Origin of the sequence: Erwinia sp. LJJL01, assembly GCF_047300805.2 — a bacterium.
GTDB classification, from domain to species: Bacteria; Pseudomonadota; Gammaproteobacteria; order Enterobacterales; family Enterobacteriaceae; genus Erwinia; species Erwinia aphidicola.
The window spans coordinates 3648921-3666346 of sequence record NZ_CP178576.1 but is presented as its reverse complement, the minus strand read 5'-3'; the positions used below and the strand labels follow the sequence as shown (position 1 = coordinate 3666346).

The window sequence follows — 17426 nt, the reverse complement described above, 5'->3', positions numbered from 1 at the left end:
GAATAAAACAGAGGAATAACATGAAGAAGACATTTTTTGGTCTTGGTGCGCTGCTGTTAGCAGGCTTAGTCACCGGCTGTAATCAGATTGCCCAATACAGCATCAGCGAGCAGGAAATTAATCAGGCGCTGGCGAAACACAACAATTATGAGAAGCAGATTGGCGTGGCCGGGCTGGCCGATGCCCATATCACCCTGACGGACCTCAGCAGCCAGATTGGCCGCGAGGAGCCGAATAAAGTCACGCTGATCGGCAATGCCAAAGTGAATATCACTTCCCTGTTTGGCCCGCAAAAAGCGGATATGAAGCTGACAATGAAAGCACAGCCGGTGTTTAACCAGCAGGAAGGGGCTATCTATCTGAAAGATATGGAGCTGGTGGATGTGCAAGTGCAGCCGGAAAAAATGCAGGGCGTGCTGAAAACCCTGACGCCGTATCTTAATGAGTCGCTGAAAAGTTACTTCAACCAGAAACCCGCTTACGTGCTGAGTACCGACCGCAGTAAGGCCGAGTCGCTGGCCAAACGGTTCGCCAAAGGGCTGGAAGTGAAGCCGGGCGAGCTGATTATCCCATTTACTGACTGATCGTCTGATAACGCTGCGGCTTGCGCGCAGCGTTTTTTTCCCCGCTGCGTATAAAGCAGGTGCATTCACCGCGCTTTATCATTAATCTTTATACCCGGCTAAAAACAGCTATTCCACCCCTTTGCCGGAGCAGATCGCATGACCGCACAACCTCAAGAATTGATTATTCGCCGCCCTGATGACTGGCATATCCATCTGCGCGATGGTGAGATGCTGGAGGCCGTGGTGCCGTTTACCAGTGAGGTCTGTGGCCGCGCCATTGTGATGCCTAACCTCGTTCCGCCGGTGACCAGCGTTGCCACTGCCCGCGCCTACCGCGAGCGCATCATGGCTGCCGTTCCGGCCGCGCACGCCTTTACGCCGCTGATGACCTGCTACCTGACCGACGGCCTGGATCCGAACGAAATCGAAACGGGCTTTCATGAAGGGGTGTTTACCGCGGCGAAACTCTACCCGGCGCATGCCACTACCAACTCCGCGCATGGCGTTACCAGCATCGCGGCGATTGCTCCGGTGCTGGAACGCATGCAGAAGATCGGTATGCCGCTGCTGATCCACGGCGAGGTGACCGATGCCCATATCGATATCTTTGACCGTGAGGCGCGTTTCATTGAAAGCGTGCTTGACCCGCTACGCCAGCAGTTTCCGGAGCTGAAGGTGGTGTGCGAGCACATCACCACCAAAGAAGCCGCTGCTTATGTGCTGGAAGGCAATCGTTTTCTTGCGGCCACTATTACCCCTCAGCACCTGATGTTTAACCGCAACCACATGCTGGTTGGCGGCATTCGCCCGCATCTTTACTGCCTGCCAATCCTTAAGCGCAACATCCATCAGCAGGCGCTGCGCGATGCGGTTGCCAGCGGGCACTCACGCTTTTTCCTCGGTACGGATACCGCACCTCATACCCGCGACCGTAAAGAGACCAGCTGTGGCTGTGCCGGCGTGTTCAACGCCCCGTCTATGCTGAGCGCTTATGCCACGGTGTTTGAAGAGATCGACGCGCTGGCGCATTTTGCCGCCTTCTGCTCCGAAAATGGCCCTAACTTCTACGGGCTGCCGCTGAATGAAGGCACCCTCAAGCTGGTGCGCCAGCCGTGGACCGTGCCGGAAAGCGTACAGGTCGGTAACGATGGCCATACGCTGGTGCCGTTCCTGGCCGGCGAGACGCTGAACTGGCGCGTCGAGAGTTAACCTGTCCAGCGGGACGACCAGAAAAGCAGTCGTCCTCTGGGGATCCCCTGAAATGACTGCTATCGCTAATCGTCCGCTAACCGGTCTGAGCTCAACCTGAGCACGCCGGAACGGCAAAAGACGCTCCCTGCGGGCCTCGGCACGCGGCATCCCTGCCGCGTGACGTCCGGCTTACCTCAGGCCAAGCTCATCCCCCACTATCATCGTGCTCGCTGTGGGTTCTAAACCGCGACGCTGAGGCTTTGGGTGGCAGGAGGGAGGGCTGATTGCAGCAGGCCTACGGCCAGGGATGGCCGTGAGCCAGGCTACAGGGATGTATTCATGCCGGTGCGGAAAGCAGCCCTCCCTCATGAAACCTGACGCCTGTCATCCCGCGATGATATTCAGATCGATGTTTATGGCGATCCCTCAGCGGGCGTCCCCGGCATTTCACTGCTCCAGTAATAATGTTTGCTTACGCTGGTATTACTGTATATATTTACAGTAATTCAACCGGAGGCTATCATGCGTATTGAAGTCACTGTAGCAAAAACCACATCCCTGCCCGCGGGCGCGATTGACGCGCTGACGCAGGAGCTTAGCAAACGAATCGATCAGCATTTTCCGGATGGCAGCAATACCATTTCGGTACGCTACGCCAGCGCTAATAACCTGACGGTGATGGGCGGTGGTAAAGAAGCCAAAGATCGCATCACCGATATATTGCAGGAAACCTGGGAAAGCGCCGACGACTGGTTTATTACCGATTAAGCGCTGCGCTTTCGACCGCTTGTGCCGTTTTTGCCGGATACGCTATCCGGCTTTTTTATGCCCAATTATTACCCCGCAACACCGATAGACGGCGCAGGCAGAATAACCTATTCTGAGGCGGTGATTAATTACTGAGGTTTTTTTCATGGCTGCCGATAATCCAGAAGAGGCAATGACATTTGGTGAGCTGCTGGCAATGATCGCCGAGCAACAGCGCCGCCTGACCGTATTAGAAAACGCGTTTTCTACGCTGTCATTTTGCCTTGATGACAAAGCTAACCAGCTGTTAATCCACAGCTTACGCCTTGAAGGGCAAAACCAGAATCGTGATGAACAGCTACAGCAGCATTTCATTCGGCTGGCGCAGGAGCTGGAAAAACGTTTGGGTTCACCATCAGTACAATCTGATAGTCAGCCCTGAATAATCCTTCTTTTACTCTTAACGTTGATTATTTCCCAGGCTCCCGGCTTAATAAGCGTGCCAATAACACCCGATATTAACCCAGGCTAAAATTTAATCCTGCGAAAGAGAGAATTGCTGTTATAATGACAGTGCTCCATGGAAAAAAAGCCGCATTGAACCTCGAAAAATCACTTGGTTACCCTAAATAATTCGAGTTGCAGTAAGGCGGAAAATGAGCAAATCCCGATGAGCCTGCATCAGTCAGTGATTCGGGTGAGCCAGAGAAGCCAAGGCACCTGCAGCTTGAAGTATGACCGGTATCGTCATTATTCACGAGTTATAGGGGGTTTTAATGGACAGAAGCAAAGAAGTCATCCAGACACATCCCCTCATCGGATGGGATATCAGTACTGTAGACAGCTATGATGCCATGATGATCCGTCTGCATTCGCTCTCTTCTAATCAGCAGCAAGCCGAAGATGCCGATGTAGGCCAGACTTACTGGCTGACCACTGATGTTGCCAGACAATTTATCTCCATTCTCGAAGCTGGCATTGCCAAGATTGAAGCGACCGATTACCAGGATCGTGATTACAAGAAGCACTAATTCGCTCAACGTTTCGCCTAAGGGCACCCACAACAGGGTGCCTTTTTCATGCCCGCAATAATTTGCTATTCTGCTGCCCTCTCCTGAAAAAAAAGAGTGCTGCAAATGGTTTACGATTTAATTGTGGTCGGCAGTGGTTCCGTAGGGGCTGCCGCCGGATGGTATGCCACCCAGGCCGGCCTGAAGGTACTGATGATCGACGGTCACCATCCGCCGCACCGCGAAGGCAGCCATCATGGTGAAAGCCGCTTAATTCGTCACGCTTACGGTGAAGGTGCGCGCTACGTACCGATGGTGCTGCGTGCCCAGCAGCTGTGGGATGAGCTGGAGCAGCAGAGCGGTGAACGCATCATGCAGCGCAGCGGCGTGCTCAACTTCGCGCCGCAGGAGTCCGAATTTATTCAGAACGTGATGCAAAGCGCGCAGCAGTACCAGCTTGAAGTGCAGATCCTCAACAGCGACGAGATCGTGCAGCGCTGGCCGCAAATCAGCGTGCCGCAGGGCTATATCGGCGTTTTTGAACCCGGCTCCGGCTATCTGAAATCCGAAGTGGCGATTAAAAGCTGGATCCGTCTGGCGAAAGAAGCCGGCTGCGCGCAGCTGTTTAACTGCCCGGTCAGCCAGATCGACACGCTGGACGGCCTGCAAACCGTCACCACGGCAGACGGGATTTACCAGGGGCGCAAGCTGCTGCTGAGTGCCGGCACCTGGGTGAAAACGCTCTACCCTGCTCTGCCGGTCGCGCCGGTGCGCAAGGTCTTTGCCTGGCATCAGGCTGACGGCCGCTACAGCGAGAACAACACATTTCCGGCATTTACCGCGCAGATGCCGGACGGCACCCACTATTACGGCTTCCCGGCGGATAATAACGCCATTAAAATCGGAAAGCATGAAGGCGGACAGCCGATCGACTCCCCGGCAGGCCGCAAGCCGTTTGGTAGCGTGGCGGCGGACGGCAACGAACTGTTTGGCTTCCTGCGTCAGTTCTTACCCGGGGTCGGCGTCTGCCTGCGCGGTGAAGCCTGTACCTACGATAACTCACCGGATGAAGACTTTATTATCGACCGCTTCCCTGGTGAAACCGATCGCATGATCATTACCGGCCTGAGCGGGCACGGGTTTAAATTCGCCAGCGTGCTGGGTGAGATCGCCGCACAGTTTGCTCAGGGTAAAAGCAGCGAGTTCGACTTAACCCCGTTCTCTTTATCGCGCTTCGCCTGACGTTCGTCAGCAATATTAAACGATAAAAAAAGGCTCACAGTTCAACTGTGAGCCTTTTTAAATGGCAGTCAGTGGCCGTTATTTGTTGGTCAGCGTTTCGGCTTTGGCGGCATCGTCTTCTTTCTTACGACGCAGACGCAGCTTATTGACCAGGCGGTGTGCTTCGGCACGGCTACCGACCGAGGGTGCAGAGCCGCGCAGCGGCTTACGCGCCGTTTCACGCAGCGTGAACACCGTAATCACCCCGATAACGCCCGCCCCCATCAGATAATAAGCCGGCATCAGCAGATTGCCGGTGCTCTCCACCAGCCAGGTGGTCACCAGCGGCGTGGTGCCGCCGAACAGTGAAACCGACAGGTTAAAGCCGATTGCCAGCGCGCTGTAGCGAATATCGGTGGCAAACAGCGCCGGTAATGTCGCCGGCATTGAGCCGCTGAAGCAGGTGTGGATCACCCCGAGAATAATCAGCCCCAGGAACACCAGCCACAGGTTGCCCGTACCAATCAGCATCATACACGGCACTGCCATAACGATCAGGCCGATGGCACCGGCCCAGATCACCGGACGACGGCCCAAACGGTCATTCCAGTGGCCCCAGAACAGGGTCAGCGGCATCATGACAAACATCACCACCAGAATCAGCAGCAGGCTGCTCAGCTCGCTCAGACCCAGGATCCCGGTCAGGTAGCTTGGCATATACGAGGTGAGCATATAGTTGGAGACGTTAAACAGCAGCACCAGACCAATACATTTCAGCATTGAGGCACGGTACTTCTTCAGCATCTGCCACAACCCAAGGCGCGGTTTGCTGTGCTCCAGCGCTTCCTGCTTTTCCATATGCTTCTGGAATGCCGGCGTCTCTTCCAGCTTCAGTCGAATATAGAGGCCAAACAGGCCGAGCGGCGCCGCGATAAAGAACGGAATACGCCAGCCCCAGTCAAGCAGGACCTGTTCCGGCATCGCCGCCGTCAGGCCCGTTACCAGCCCCGCCCCCAGCAGATAGCCGCCGAGCGTGCCGAACTCCAGCCAGCTGCCCATAAAGCCGCGGCGCTCATCGGTTGAATACTCAGCAATAAACGTGGCTGCACCGCCGTATTCACCGCCGGTGGAGAACCCCTGCAGCAGACGCGCTGCCAGCAGCAGCACGGGCGCCATAATCCCGATGGAGTGATAGCCAGGAATAATCCCGATACAGAAGGTGCCGATCGACATCATAATCATGGTAATCGCCAGCACCTTCTGGCGTCCGATGCGGTCGCCAAGCGGGCCAAACACCAGTCCACCCACCGGGCGAACCAGGAAGGCGGCGGCAAATGCCCCAAAGGTCGCCAGCAGCTGCGCTGCCGGGCTGCCACCGGGGAAGAAGACTTTACCGATAGTCACAGCCAGGTAGCTGTAAACCCCGAAGTCGAACCACTCCATGGCGTTACCCAGCGCGGCCGCGCCGACCGCACGCTTGAGCATGTCTTTATCGACGATAGTAATATCATCGACGCTCAGCTCCTTCTTCGCGCTTTTGTTCTTGTTCCAGAAATGCTTCTTCTGCGGCTGTTGCCCTTCAGATGTATTGCTCATAGCAGCTCCCTTTAGTAGTGAGTGAGCAGCCTTATAGCTTTCGTCGCCTGAAAAATAGTGGGGAATAACAGAGGGGAAGAAAGCTATAACGCAGCGAAAATGCGGATGGTAATGAACGGTAAATCTTAGACTGCCGCTGCTTACACAAATTTAATCTATACAAGATTCGGTGATTTTTCAAGTTAACCATACTAATCGCTGCCATTGGCGAGCAAACCTGCCGTATTCGCCACCCTCTCCGCCCTGGTTAATAGAGTCCACTGGCAGGCGGCCCCCGGCGGCTATCACGCCCGCCCTATTCATTAAGCAAAATAACTATTACACCGCAGGTATTATTGACATAACGTGACATAAAAATGACATTTATTGAAATTAAAGACAAAAATACAGAACATGATCCTGCCCTCACCATGGCAAATCTTCTCGACAAAATCGAGCACAGAGCCATATCAGGCCACCCGCTTTCTGATTTACTGGTGATAAGCCATTATTTTATTCAAAATATTTCATGATGAGATTTAATTTAGTAATCAGTTAATTTATTTGTTGATTTTCACCCTTGTCGCCGTCAGTCTGACTTAAAATTCTTATTGGCGGAACCCAGGATGCCGTTAAAAAATAGCGCTGCAAAATATGGCTCACTGAGCATCACCCTGCACTGGCTGGTCGCGGCTGCGGTCTACGGAATGTTTGCCCTCGGACTGTGGATGGTCACCCTCGGTTATTATGATACCTGGTATCACAAAGCTCCCGAACTGCACAAAAGCATCGGCATCACGCTGTTCGCGGTCATGATTGTACGCGTGGTGTGGCGCTTTGTTTCGCCGCCGCCGAAACCGCTCAGCAGCTATTCCCCGCTAGTACGCTATAGCGCCATCACCGCGCATCTGCTGCTGTACGGCGTGCTGTTCGCCATTCTGATTACCGGTTATCTGATCTCTACCGCAGAGGGCAAACCGATCAATGTCTTCGGTATCCTGCCGGTTCCTGCGCTGTTTTCCGGGCTGGGCGAGCAGGCGGATCTGGCGGGGGAAGTCCATCTTTGGCTGGCGTGGAGCGTGGTGATCCTCTCCGGGCTGCACGCCCTGGCCGCGCTAAAACACCACTTTATCGATCGTGATATTACCTTGAAAAGGATGCTGGGCCGCCGCATCCATTAACCTCTGGAATGGAGAACACCATGTTGAAGAAAAGTATTCTGGCCATCACTACCGCCGCCCTGCTGATGACGGCGGGGACAGCCGCCGCAGCCGACTACAAAATTGATAAAGAGGGGCAGCATGCTTTCGTGCAGTTCCGCATCAAGCACCTGGGCTACAGCTGGCTTTACGGCACGTTTAAAGATTTCGACGGCAGCTTTACCTTTGACCAGGCCGACCCTGGCAAAGACAAAGTTAACGTGACTATCAATACCGGCAGCGTCGACACTAACCACGCCGAGCGTGACAAGCACCTGCGCAGCGCTGATTTCCTCAATGCCGGGAAGTTCCCCCAGGCAACGTTTGTTTCCACCAAGGTCAGCAAACAGGGCGATGGTCTGATCGTAGACGGTGACCTGACGCTGAACGGCGTGACTAAACCGGTAAAACTGGCGGCAAAACTGACCGGGGAAGGTAAAGATCCGTGGGGTGGCTACCGTGCTGGCTTTGAAGCAACGGGAACTATCGCGCTGAAAGAGTTCAACATTGATAAGGATTTGGGCCCGGCATCGCAGCAAGTGGAGCTGATGATCTCGGTGGAAGGCGTGCGCCAGTAGCCATCACACTCACCGGGCCTGAGCCCGGTGAGTTCAGCCTGTTACTCTTCAGGAATATGCATGGTGGTGCTCAGCAGGCCGCGCGACTTGTTGAAAATCTTATTGCCGTTTTCACGGCCCGCACGACGCGCACGCTGCTCTTCCGGCGGCAGTGCCAGCTCTTCCATACAGAGCGGGCTGCAGCAGTTATGAAACTTCTCGGCGCAGCTTGGGCACTGGATGAACAGCAGATGGCAGCCGTCATTCAGGCAGTTTACATGGGTGTCACAGGGCGCTCCGCACTGGTGGCAGTTGGCAATCACATCGTCTGAAATCCGCTCGCCCATTCGCTCATCGAAGACAAAGTTTTTGCCTTTAAAGCGCACCGGTAAGCCCTGCTCGCGCGCGCGGCGGGCATACTCAATAATTCCGCCTTCGATGTGGTAGACATTCTCATAACCGTTATGACGCATCCAGGCGCTGGCTTTCTCACAGCGGATCCCCCCGGTGCAGTACATGACGATTTTTTTGTCTTTATCCTGCTGCAGCATATCAACTGCCATCGGCAGCTGGTCGCGGAAAGTATCCGCCGGGATCTCCAGCGCGTTTTCAAAATGGCCCACTTCATACTCATAGTGGTTACGCATATCGACAAACACCGCTTGCGGATCGTCCAGCATGGCGTTCACTTCCGCCGCTTTCAGATAGGCGCCGACATCGCTGGCATCAAAGCTGTCGTCGGTAATACCGTCAGCCACAATGCGCTCACGTACTTTCAGACGCAGTACCCAGAAAGATTTACCGTCATCATCCAGCGCGATGTTCATGCGCAGGTTATTCAGCGCCGGGTGGAAAGCGTACAGCGCGGCTTTCATCTGCTCGTACTGGCTGGCGGGAACGCTGACCTGCGCGTTAATTCCCTCGGCGGCGACGTAGACGCGGCCAAACACGTTTAGTTTGGTGAGGGTAACGTAGAGCGCGTCGCGAAACGCACGCGGATCGTCAATAGTGAAGTATTTATAAAAAGAGACTGTGGTACGCGGCTCGGTTTCGGCCAGCATGCGTGCCTTCAGCTCTTCATTGGAAACAAGGTTATGTAACACTGGCATGGTGTACGTTCCTGAATTCTAAAGAGAGGGAAAATTTTGCGGCGCTATCATACCTGAGAGACCCGGGGTTTGTCGTGCATGAACGCTGTAAATAGCAGCAGTCGGCGCAAAAAGCGATGCGCAATATGCGCATTATGACTATGCTATTAGCAGCACACCTGACCTACCTGCCCGTGAAAACCTAATCTGAACAGGCGCTTATTTCATCTGATGCGAATAAAATGGCACAATAGGCCATAACTCATTTTAAACGGGCACTATAATGTTCCCCCTTTTTTTGCGATCTGGAAAATCATGACTCAGCTGCCTCAATTTCGTCGCGCATTGCTGCATCCCCGTTATTGGTTTACCTGGTTGGGTATTGCCCTGCTTTACCTGTTGGTGATGCTGCCCTACCCCCTGCTCCGCTACATTGGTTGCGGGCTGGGTCGGCTGTCAATGCACTTTCTGAAGCGCCGTGTGGAGGTTGCCCGGCGCAACCTGGAAGTCTGTTTCCCGCAGATGCCTGCCGCCGAGCGTGAAGCTCTGGTAACACGCAACTTCGAATCGCTCGGCATGGGCCTGATAGAAACCGGCATGGCATGGTTCTGGCCTGACTGGCGCATCAAAAAATGGTTCAGCGTCAGCGGCCTGGAGCACATCAGCAAAGCAGCTGCCGACGGTAAAGGCGTATTGCTGATTGGCATGCACTTTTTAACCCTGGAACTGGGCGCGCGTATTTTCGGCATCCACAACCCGGGTATTGGCGTTTACCGCCCCAACGACAACGCGCTGATTGACTGGCTGCAAACCTGGGGCCGTATGCGTTCCAATAAAAGCATGCTGGACCGCAAGGATCTGAAAGGCATGATCCGCGCCCTGAAAAACGGCGATATTATCTGGTACGCTCCGGACCACGACTACGGTCCGCGCAGCAGCGTATTTGTACCGTTTTTCGGCGTTGACCAGGCGGCAACCACTAAAGGCAGCTACCTGCTGATCCGCAGCGGCAATCCGGCAGTGATCCCTTTTGTGCCACGCCGCCTGCCGTCGGGTAAAGGCTATGAGATGGTGATCCTGCCGGAAGTTCAGGATATCCCACTGGACAATGAAGTCGCCACAGCCGCCGCGATGAACCGCGTGGTCGAGCACGGCGTACTGATGGCGCCAGATCAGTATATGTGGCTGCATCGCCGCTTTAAGACCCGCCCGGAAGGTCAACCTTCCCTTTACTGATCCCTCTCCACAGGCCGGTTATCCGGCCTGTTCCACTATTTGAAACCGTTTTTCATTTATTTCTGCAGTGGCTAGGCAGTGAGCATTTAAAGGCGCATACTTAGCCAGCTAATGGTTAATTTGCGACGTTAACTTCTAAGGTTACTGCACACGCTATGTCTACGGCCGATACGCCCTCAACTATCATCAACTGGCAGAGAAATCTCTTTGTCGCCTGGGTGGGATGTTTCCTCACCGGCGCCGGTTTCAGCCTGGTTATGCCCTTTCTGCCACTGTATGTCGAGCAGCTGGGCATTACCGATCCCCAGGCGCTGAACATCTGGTCCGGGCTGGTTTTTAGCATCACTTTCCTGTTCTCTGCTATTGCATCCCCTTTCTGGGGCGGACTTGCCGACCGTAAAGGCCGCAAAATCATGCTGCTGCGCTCCGCCCTGGGCATGGCAATTGTGATGATGCTGATGGGTATGGCCACTTCCGTCTGGCAGTTTCTGGCGCTGCGTGCACTGCTCGGCCTGCTCGGGGGGTTTGTGCCCAACGCCAACGCGCTGATCGCCACCCAGGTGCCGCGTAATAAAACCGGCTGGGCGATGGGCTGGCTGTCAACCGGGGCGGTCAGCGGCGCGCTGATCGGCCCGCTAATCGGCGGCCTGCTGGCCGACAGCTTTGGCCTGCGCCCGGTGTTCTATATTACTGCGGCGGTGCTGTTCTCCTGCTTCCTGATGACCCTGTTCTGCATCCGTGAGAGCTTCACCCCGGTGCAGAAAAAAGATCTGCTGCACGCCCGCCAGGTGTTCTCCTCGCTGAAAAATCCCCGGCTGGTGCTGGCACTGTTCGTCACCACGCTGATAATCCAGGTCGCTACCGGTTCGATTGCCCCCATTCTGACGCTGTACGTGCGCGAGCTGGCGGGCAACGTGGCGAATCTGGCCTTTATTAGCGGCATGATTGCCTCGGTGCCTGGCGTGGCGGCGCTGATGAGTGCGCCACGCCTTGGCAGGCTGGGGGATCGCATCGGCCCGGAGCGAATCCTCGTTGCCATGCTGCTGATTTCAGTCGTGCTACTGATCCCGATGGCTTTTGTGCAGAGTGCGTGGCAGCTGGGGATCCTGCGCTTTCTGCTCGGCGCCGCCGACGGTGCATTACTGCCAGCGGTGCAGTCGCTGCTGATCTACAACGCCAGCAATCAGGTCGCCGGGCGCATCTTCAGCTATAACCAGTCTTTCCGCGACATCGGCAACGTCAGTGGCCCGTTGATGGGCGCCGCGGTGTCGGCCCATTACGGTTTCCGTGCGGTGTTTCTGGTCACCGCCTGCATCGTGCTGTTCAACGTGGGGTACACCTGGTACACGCTGAGAAAACGAACCGAAAGAATGGTGGTGCGGGAAGAAGAACAGCGCCCGCTATCGGAAGCAGAGTAAAGGGAATTGCGGTGGCGGCTCATCTCAAGTAATCTCAAATAATAGCCTTTTTGAGATTGTCTGAGATGAGAATCAAAACGCCGCCCTCAGTGGCTGAGGCTGAACTTAGCGCTGAGGAGCTTATTGCACTACTGGCGCAGCATAGCGCCAGCGACAGTAAATATCTTCATGCTGGATAAAACCGCGCAGGATATTCTGGCACTCGCGCTAAACGCTCCCGGCTCTCTGCTGAGCGCCGCCGGCGTCAGCCAGCGTCTGTCACTCTCGGATAACACCGCCAGAAGTCGCCTGAAGACACTGGCCGCTCGCGGTTTATTGCGTTCGCTCAAAGATGGGCGTGGATTGGTTTATCAGGCCCCTGCCTCGGTGGCCAAGCTGAAGCAGTGGATGGGGGTTCAGGGATAAACCCTGACAATACCCGTGCAATAAATCACCACGAAAATATTTCTCCTCCCCCGCCTTGCATCTTTGCCCATAGCGACAACAATTACTCTTTAGTCATTTTTGACCTGAGGAGATGCCATGAGCATGTATGCCACGCTGGAAGAAGCGATTGAGATGGCACGTGAAGAGTACCTTGCCGATAACCCGGAGCTGGACGAGGGTGAAGCCTCTGTTAACCAGTTCAATCTGCAGAAGTTTGTGATGCAGGATGGGGATATCATGTGGCAGGCGGAGTTTCTCACCGATGACAGTGATGAAGGAGAGCTACTGGCCTTCCGCAGTGGAGATGCGGCGCAGGCCATCTTTGAAGATGATTTCGATGAGGTTGAACTGCGTCAGGAGTGGCTGCCGGAGAAGACGCTGTACGAGTGGGATGAGGGCGAATTCCAGCTGGAACCGCCTGCCGGCAGCGAAGAGGCCGACGCGGCAGCGGGAGAGTGGGAAGACGATAACACCGACGCCGACAATAATTACTCGTAAGGCCCGTGGCTGGCATCAACCGGCAGCAGTAATGTGTCCACCACCAGCGACAGCGGCAGGTCAATAATGGCGAGAAAACGCCACGGCTTGTCGCGAATATCCCACTGTACGCCGGGGTAGTATTGATTGCCGTGCCCCTGTCCGGGCACGGCTCTGCTGATAATACTGCCGCAGCCGCTCAGCACCAGCACGCACAGCCCCACCGCTAATCCCCGCACTATCATTGCCACCATCGCTGCCCCAGAGTAAAAAACGCACTATTCTACAGTCTGGTCCAGTTTTGACCAGAGCGGCAACTGCAAATTAAACGTAAAAAAAAAGCCGGAACCTGAGTTCCGGCTTATCGCGTCGTCGGGGGCGGCATGCCCGCCCCGCAAACTAGTTGGCGTTATTCAGCGCCTTCGGGTTCAGTTCCAGCGAATGGTAATAATCTAACCAGTCGTGGTACTTATCCGCATTCTGCCACAGGCGGTAGTGCATACGCGCCAGCGTCACCGGGTCACTGAACAGCGCCAGGCGCTGATCGCGATCCAGTTTAGAGGGTGACTCGCTGAGCGCCTGCTCAATGCGGCGGTCGCGGGCATAGTCGAGAATATCGCTGTTAAGGTGACGCGAGGTCGCCATTGCGCTGGCCAGTGCGTTGAACGACGGATGGAACATGGCGTGCATAAAGCCATTTTCCAGCGCACGTTCACGATTCAGCTCAACGTAACGGTCGGTATCCAGCAGCTCCTTCGGCGGATCGTACTCTTCCGGGATCAGGAACAGTTTGCCGCGTTTCGAAGCCTGACCCAGCGTGCGACGGCTTGACCACACCGAGACAAACGGCGACAGGATCAGCGAGAACACGATTGGCGACAGCCACCACAGGAAGTTCAGGTCCAGCCAGCCCATACCGCCCGCCCACACCAGGCCCAGCAGCATCTGCGAGCCGTGGCGTTTGAACGCTTCGCTCCACGGTGTGGCATCATCATCACGCTGTGGCGAGTTCCACACCACTTCCCAGCCAAGAAACGCGCTGACCACGAATACGGTGTGGAACAGCATGCGCACCGGCGCCAGCAGCACCGAGAACAGCATCTCCAGGAACAGGGAGGCCAGCACGCGCAGCGCTCCGCCGTAAGGCTTCGCCCCTTTGCACCACACCAGCACGATGCTCAGCAGCTTCGGCAGGAACAGCAGCACTAAGGTGGTTGAGAACAGCGCTATCGCCAGTTCAGGGCGCCACTGCGGCCACACCGGGAACAATTGGCGCGGCTGCAGGAAGTACTGCGGCTCCATCAGCGTATGCACCACCTGCAGCGCGGTCGACAGCGCCAGGAACATAAACCACAGCGGAGCAGACAGGTAAGACATCACGCCGGTCAGGAACACCGCACGGTGCACCGGGTGCATGCCTTTTACCAGGAACAGACGGAAGTTCATCAGGTTACCGTGGCACCAGCGACGGTCACGCTTCAGTTCATCCAGCAGGTTTGGCGGCAGCTCTTCATAAGAACCCGGCAGATCGTAAGCGATCCACACGCCCCAGCCCGCACGACGCATCAGTGCAGCTTCCACAAAGTCATGCGACAGGATTGAACCGGCGAATGAGCCTTCACCTGGCAGCGGTGCCAGCGCACAGTGCTCAATGAACGGCTTAACGCGGATAATGGCGTTATGGCCCCAGTAGTGCGACTCGCCCAGCTGCCAGAAGTGCAGACCAGCGGTAAACAGCGGGCCGTAAACGCGGGTAGCAAACTGCTGGCAGCGCGCATACAGCGTATCCATCCCGGATGCTTTCGGCGAAGACTGAATGATACCCGCTTTCGGGTTCGCTTCCATCATACGCACCAGCCCGTTGAGACACTCGCCGCTCATTACGCTATCCGCATCCAGCACCACCATGTAGCTGTACTGGCTACCCCAGCGGCGGCAGAAGTCATCGATGTTACCGGATTTACGTTTTACGCGACGGCGGCGGCGGCGGTAGAAAATGCGCCCTTCCCCGCCGACATCACGTACCAGCTCCATCCACGCCTTTTGCTCGGCCATGCAGATATCAGGGTTGTAACTGTCGCTAAGGATGTAGACGTCATAATTGTCCTGCTCGCCGGTACGCACCACGGATTCCCAGGTCGCACGCAGGCCGGCGAACACGCGCTCAACGTCTTCATTACAGATCGGCATGATCAGCGCGGTTCGGTGATCCGGGTTGATCGGCTCGTCACCGTTGGTCAGGTAGGAGATGCTGTACTTATCCTTACCGATCAACAGCTGCAGGAAGCCCATCAGCGCAGTCCAGAAACCGGCGGAGACCCACAGGAACAGCACGGCAAACAGGAACAGGATCCCGGTCTGCAGCACGTAAGGCAGGATCTGCAGCACCGACTGCTGCCAGTTCTGGTTGATCATCTCCATTGGGTCGATCAGCGCCCAGCCCTGGTAAGGCAGAATGGTCTTCATATACCAGGTGGCGACAACCGTCTGGAAAACAGAGAGGAACAGCAGAATATAACGACGGATGGAGCCGACATGGCGCCACTTATCTTCACTTTTCTGCTCTTCGCGGCTGGCAAAACGCGGGGTGGTTTTACGGCCACGCACGGAATCCCACGCGCGCGCCACCGGGTTGGTACGCCACTCTTCCGGGTACATGGAAGAGCGGGTATGCTTCGGCATCGCTTTCAGCGTGGTGCGGTCCAGCGCATCTTTATCGAACTGCTTGCCGTCATCAACGGAATCCGGCCAGCTCTGTTCGACGCGTGTTTTTACCGACTCCTGCGGTGCGTCATCGGCACGCGTTTCAACCGGACCCTCTTCGGCCAGCAGGTGATGCAGCTGGCCAAAGGCGTCGTCAGATTCAGGCGGCAGTGCCGAGCGCAGCTCCCCTTTCCGCTCAGCGGAGAGGGGCAGCGCGTCGATATACTCATCGGGTATTACGGTAGACTTATTCATTGGCAGGCAGCTGATTGCTCCAGGTTTCAGTCAGCGTTTTGTCACCGTTAACCAGTGCAGCACGCATTTCCGTCGGCTGTTTGTTGTCTTTTACGCGCACGCGCAGCACCAGACGCCAGCCTTTGGTGACCGGGTTATAGCGCACGCTGTTTTCCACCAGCTCACCGTTGTTACCGATGCTGACCTGAGGGGTCACTGGGGTGTTTTGCGGCAGCTTGCTCATTTCCGGGCCAACGAAGTCGACGATAAATGCCACGGTGCCATCAGGCTGACGCACCAGGTTCGACTGCTTCACATCACCGGTTGAACGCAGGGTGCTTTTCACATACGCCGTTTCCGGTGAATGCAGCGCGCTTTCGTCACGCGTGAAGTGCAGGCGGTAGGAGAAGTTCATCACTTTTCCTGGCTCTGGCAGACTTTCCGGGGTCCAGAAGGCCACGATGTTATCGTTGGTCTCGTCGGACGTTGGGATCTCAACCAGCTCTACGCGGCCTTTGCCCCAGTCGCCTTTCGGCTCAATCCAGCCGCTTGGACGCATATCGTAGCGATCGTCGAGATCCTGATATTTATCGAAATCGCGCCCCCGCTGCAGCAGACCGAAACCACGTGGGTTTTCCACGGTGAAGGTGCTGACAGCCAGGTGTTTTGGATTGTTCAGCGGACGCCAGATCCACTCACCGTTTCCGGCGTGAATCGACAGACCGTTAGAATCATGCAGCGCCGGACGATAGTTTGGCACTGGCGATGGCTGGTTGGCGCCAAACAGGTACATGCTGGTCAGTGGGGCCACGCCCAGCTTGCCCACTTTGTCACGCAGGTAAACTTTAGACTGCACGTCGACCGTGCTGTCTTTACCCGGGGTGATCAGGAAACGGTAAGCACCGGTCGCACGTGGTGAATCCAGCAGCGCATAAATGACCAGATGTTTATCCTGGGGTTTAGGGCGTTCAATCCAGAACTGCTTAAAGCGCGGGAACTCTTCCCCGGACGGCAGCGCAGTATCAATGGCCAGGCCGCGGGCAGAGAGACCGTAAACCTGTCCGGCACCGATAACGCGGAAGTAGCTCGCGCCGAGGAAGCTGGTGATTTCGTCTTTCTTATCTTTACTGTTCAGCGGGTAAAGCACCTTGAAGCCAGCAAACCCGAGGTTTTTGACGGTATCAGGGTCGTGCTTAACGTTGCCGAAGTTGAAATAGTCCGGGGAGTACTTGATCTCACGCACGCTGGTCGCCGTGACTTCATTGAGTTTCACCGGGGTATCGAAATACATTCCCTGATGGTAGAACTCAAGTTTGAAAGGGGTCTTAAGATTGCTCCAGTACGCTTTATCGTGATTGAACTGGATCTGCTGATAGTCAGCATATTTCATATCACGCAGCTGTGATGGCAGGTTACTCTTAGGCGCTTCGAAGCCTTTCCCGGCTAACTCCTGCGCCTGTTTTGCCACATCATCAATGTTAAACGCCCAACTGGTGTTGGCATACATTGAAAGCAAAACTGCTGCGCCAAGCCAGCGCAATTTCATCAGTTCTGGTTTATTGTTCATTTTATTCCGCACTTCCCCCCCTTTCGGGTGCTTAAATCAATTGCATCCATCTTAAAGGATAATCCAGCATTCCGACAGCCTGACCACGTTTTTGTTCCATGAATCCGATCGTGTTAAGCGCCCTATTCTCAAGCGGTTAACGGAAACAGATTTGGCTGATAGTATACCCGGGTTTCAACTATTAAAGTAAGCGCTAAACTTTAGTCTGGTT

Annotated in this window: 18 protein-coding genes; 13 read left to right on the top strand and 5 right to left on the bottom strand. The window is 55.5% G+C overall.

Translation table 11 applies throughout. From position 1 onward, the window contains the following. Nucleotides 1–20 precede the first annotated feature (20 nt). The 6 genes from ACLI4M_RS18145 (at nt 21) to solA (ending at nt 4756) form a co-directional block, all read left to right on the top strand. Nucleotides 21–584, top strand: coding sequence for a lipoprotein (locus tag ACLI4M_RS18145; RefSeq protein WP_133623963.1), 564 nt, complete (start codon nt 21–23; stop codon nt 582–584). Nucleotides 585–722: 138 nt separating this feature from the next. Beyond that, nucleotides 723–1775 (top strand): dihydroorotase, encoded by a 1053-nt coding sequence (pyrC, locus tag ACLI4M_RS18140; protein WP_133623964.1) that lies wholly within the window; start codon nt 723–725, stop codon nt 1773–1775. Nucleotides 1776–2279: 504 nt separating this feature from the next. Then, entirely contained in the window at nt 2280–2525 is a 246-nt protein-coding gene (gene dinI / locus ACLI4M_RS18135) for a DNA damage-inducible protein I (RefSeq protein ID WP_048916422.1), read from the top strand. A gap of 145 nt (nt 2526–2670) precedes the next feature. After that, nucleotides 2671–2946, top strand: coding sequence for a hypothetical protein (locus tag ACLI4M_RS18130; RefSeq protein WP_133623965.1), 276 nt, complete (start codon nt 2671–2673; stop codon nt 2944–2946). Between the two features lie 334 nt (nt 2947–3280). Next, nucleotides 3281–3535, top strand: coding sequence for a biofilm formation regulator BssS (gene bssS / locus ACLI4M_RS18125; protein WP_048916424.1), 255 nt, complete (start codon nt 3281–3283; stop codon nt 3533–3535). 105 nt (nt 3536–3640) lie between these two features. Continuing rightward, entirely contained in the window at nt 3641–4756 is a 1116-nt protein-coding gene (gene solA / locus ACLI4M_RS18120; protein ID WP_048916426.1) for an N-methyl-L-tryptophan oxidase, read from the top strand. A gap of 78 nt (nt 4757–4834) precedes the next feature. Here solA and proP read toward each other — a convergent pair whose 3' ends face one another. Beyond that, nucleotides 4835–6331, bottom strand: a complete 1497-nt coding sequence (gene proP / locus ACLI4M_RS18115; RefSeq protein WP_062818134.1) for a glycine betaine/L-proline transporter ProP — start codon at nt 6329–6331, stop codon at nt 4835–4837. 356 nt (nt 6332–6687) lie between these two features. Between proP and ACLI4M_RS18110 the strand changes: the two genes are divergently transcribed. The 3 genes from ACLI4M_RS18110 (at nt 6688) to ACLI4M_RS18100 (ending at nt 8087) form a co-directional block, all read left to right on the top strand. Continuing rightward, nucleotides 6688–6843 carry a hypothetical protein gene (locus tag ACLI4M_RS18110; protein ID WP_166643185.1) on the top strand — a complete coding sequence of 52 codons (156 nt, stop codon included), beginning with the start codon at nt 6688–6690 and terminating at the stop codon, nt 6841–6843. A gap of 93 nt (nt 6844–6936) precedes the next feature. Next, nucleotides 6937–7491, top strand: a complete 555-nt coding sequence (locus tag ACLI4M_RS18105; RefSeq protein ID WP_048916428.1) for a cytochrome b — start codon at nt 6937–6939, stop codon at nt 7489–7491. A 20-nt stretch (nt 7492–7511) separates the two neighbouring features. Further along, nucleotides 7512–8087, top strand: coding sequence for a YceI family protein (locus ACLI4M_RS18100; RefSeq protein WP_133623966.1), 576 nt, complete (start codon nt 7512–7514; stop codon nt 8085–8087). Between the two features lie 41 nt (nt 8088–8128). Here the strand turns inward: ACLI4M_RS18100 and ACLI4M_RS18095 are convergent, their stop codons facing one another. Then, nucleotides 8129–9175 carry a rhodanese-related sulfurtransferase gene (locus ACLI4M_RS18095; RefSeq protein ID WP_048916429.1) on the bottom strand — a complete coding sequence of 349 codons (1047 nt, stop codon included), beginning with the start codon at nt 9173–9175 and terminating at the stop codon, nt 8129–8131. A 294-nt stretch (nt 9176–9469) separates the two neighbouring features. Here ACLI4M_RS18095 and ACLI4M_RS18090 point away from each other — a divergent pair, with 294 nt between their 5' ends. The 4 genes from ACLI4M_RS18090 (at nt 9470) to ACLI4M_RS18075 (ending at nt 12732) form a co-directional block, all read left to right on the top strand. Next, a complete protein-coding gene (locus tag ACLI4M_RS18090; RefSeq protein ID WP_133623967.1) occupies nt 9470–10390 on the top strand; it encodes a Kdo(2)-lipid IV(A) acyltransferase in 921 nt (306 codons plus the stop codon). A gap of 155 nt (nt 10391–10545) precedes the next feature. Then, nucleotides 10546–11808, top strand: coding sequence for a multidrug efflux MFS transporter MdtG (mdtG, locus tag ACLI4M_RS18085; protein ID WP_133623968.1), 1263 nt, complete (start codon nt 10546–10548; stop codon nt 11806–11808). Nucleotides 11809–11976: 168 nt separating this feature from the next. Then, a complete protein-coding gene (locus ACLI4M_RS18080) occupies nt 11977–12213 on the top strand; it encodes a helix-turn-helix transcriptional regulator (protein ID WP_133623969.1) in 237 nt (78 codons plus the stop codon). A gap of 117 nt (nt 12214–12330) precedes the next feature. Beyond that, entirely contained in the window at nt 12331–12732 is a 402-nt protein-coding gene (locus ACLI4M_RS18075) for a MysB family protein (RefSeq protein WP_048916433.1), read from the top strand. Here the strand turns inward: ACLI4M_RS18075 and ACLI4M_RS18070 are convergent. The 3 genes from ACLI4M_RS18070 to mdoG form a co-directional block, all read right to left on the bottom strand. Next, nucleotides 12723–12965, bottom strand: coding sequence for a YceK/YidQ family lipoprotein (locus ACLI4M_RS18070; RefSeq protein ID WP_133623970.1), 243 nt, complete (start codon nt 12963–12965; stop codon nt 12723–12725). The two genes, ACLI4M_RS18075 and ACLI4M_RS18070, sit on opposite strands and share 10 nt — an antisense overlap. A gap of 145 nt (nt 12966–13110) precedes the next feature. Beyond that, nucleotides 13111–15669 (bottom strand): glucans biosynthesis glucosyltransferase MdoH, encoded by a 2559-nt coding sequence (mdoH, locus tag ACLI4M_RS18065; protein ID WP_048916435.1) that lies wholly within the window; start codon nt 15667–15669, stop codon nt 13111–13113. Continuing rightward, nucleotides 15662–17197 (bottom strand): glucans biosynthesis protein MdoG, encoded by a 1536-nt coding sequence (gene mdoG, locus ACLI4M_RS18060; protein ID WP_180276706.1) that lies wholly within the window; start codon nt 17195–17197, stop codon nt 15662–15664. Before mdoG ends, mdoH begins: the two co-directional genes overlap by 8 nt. Between the last annotated feature and the right edge of the window lie 229 nt (nt 17198–17426).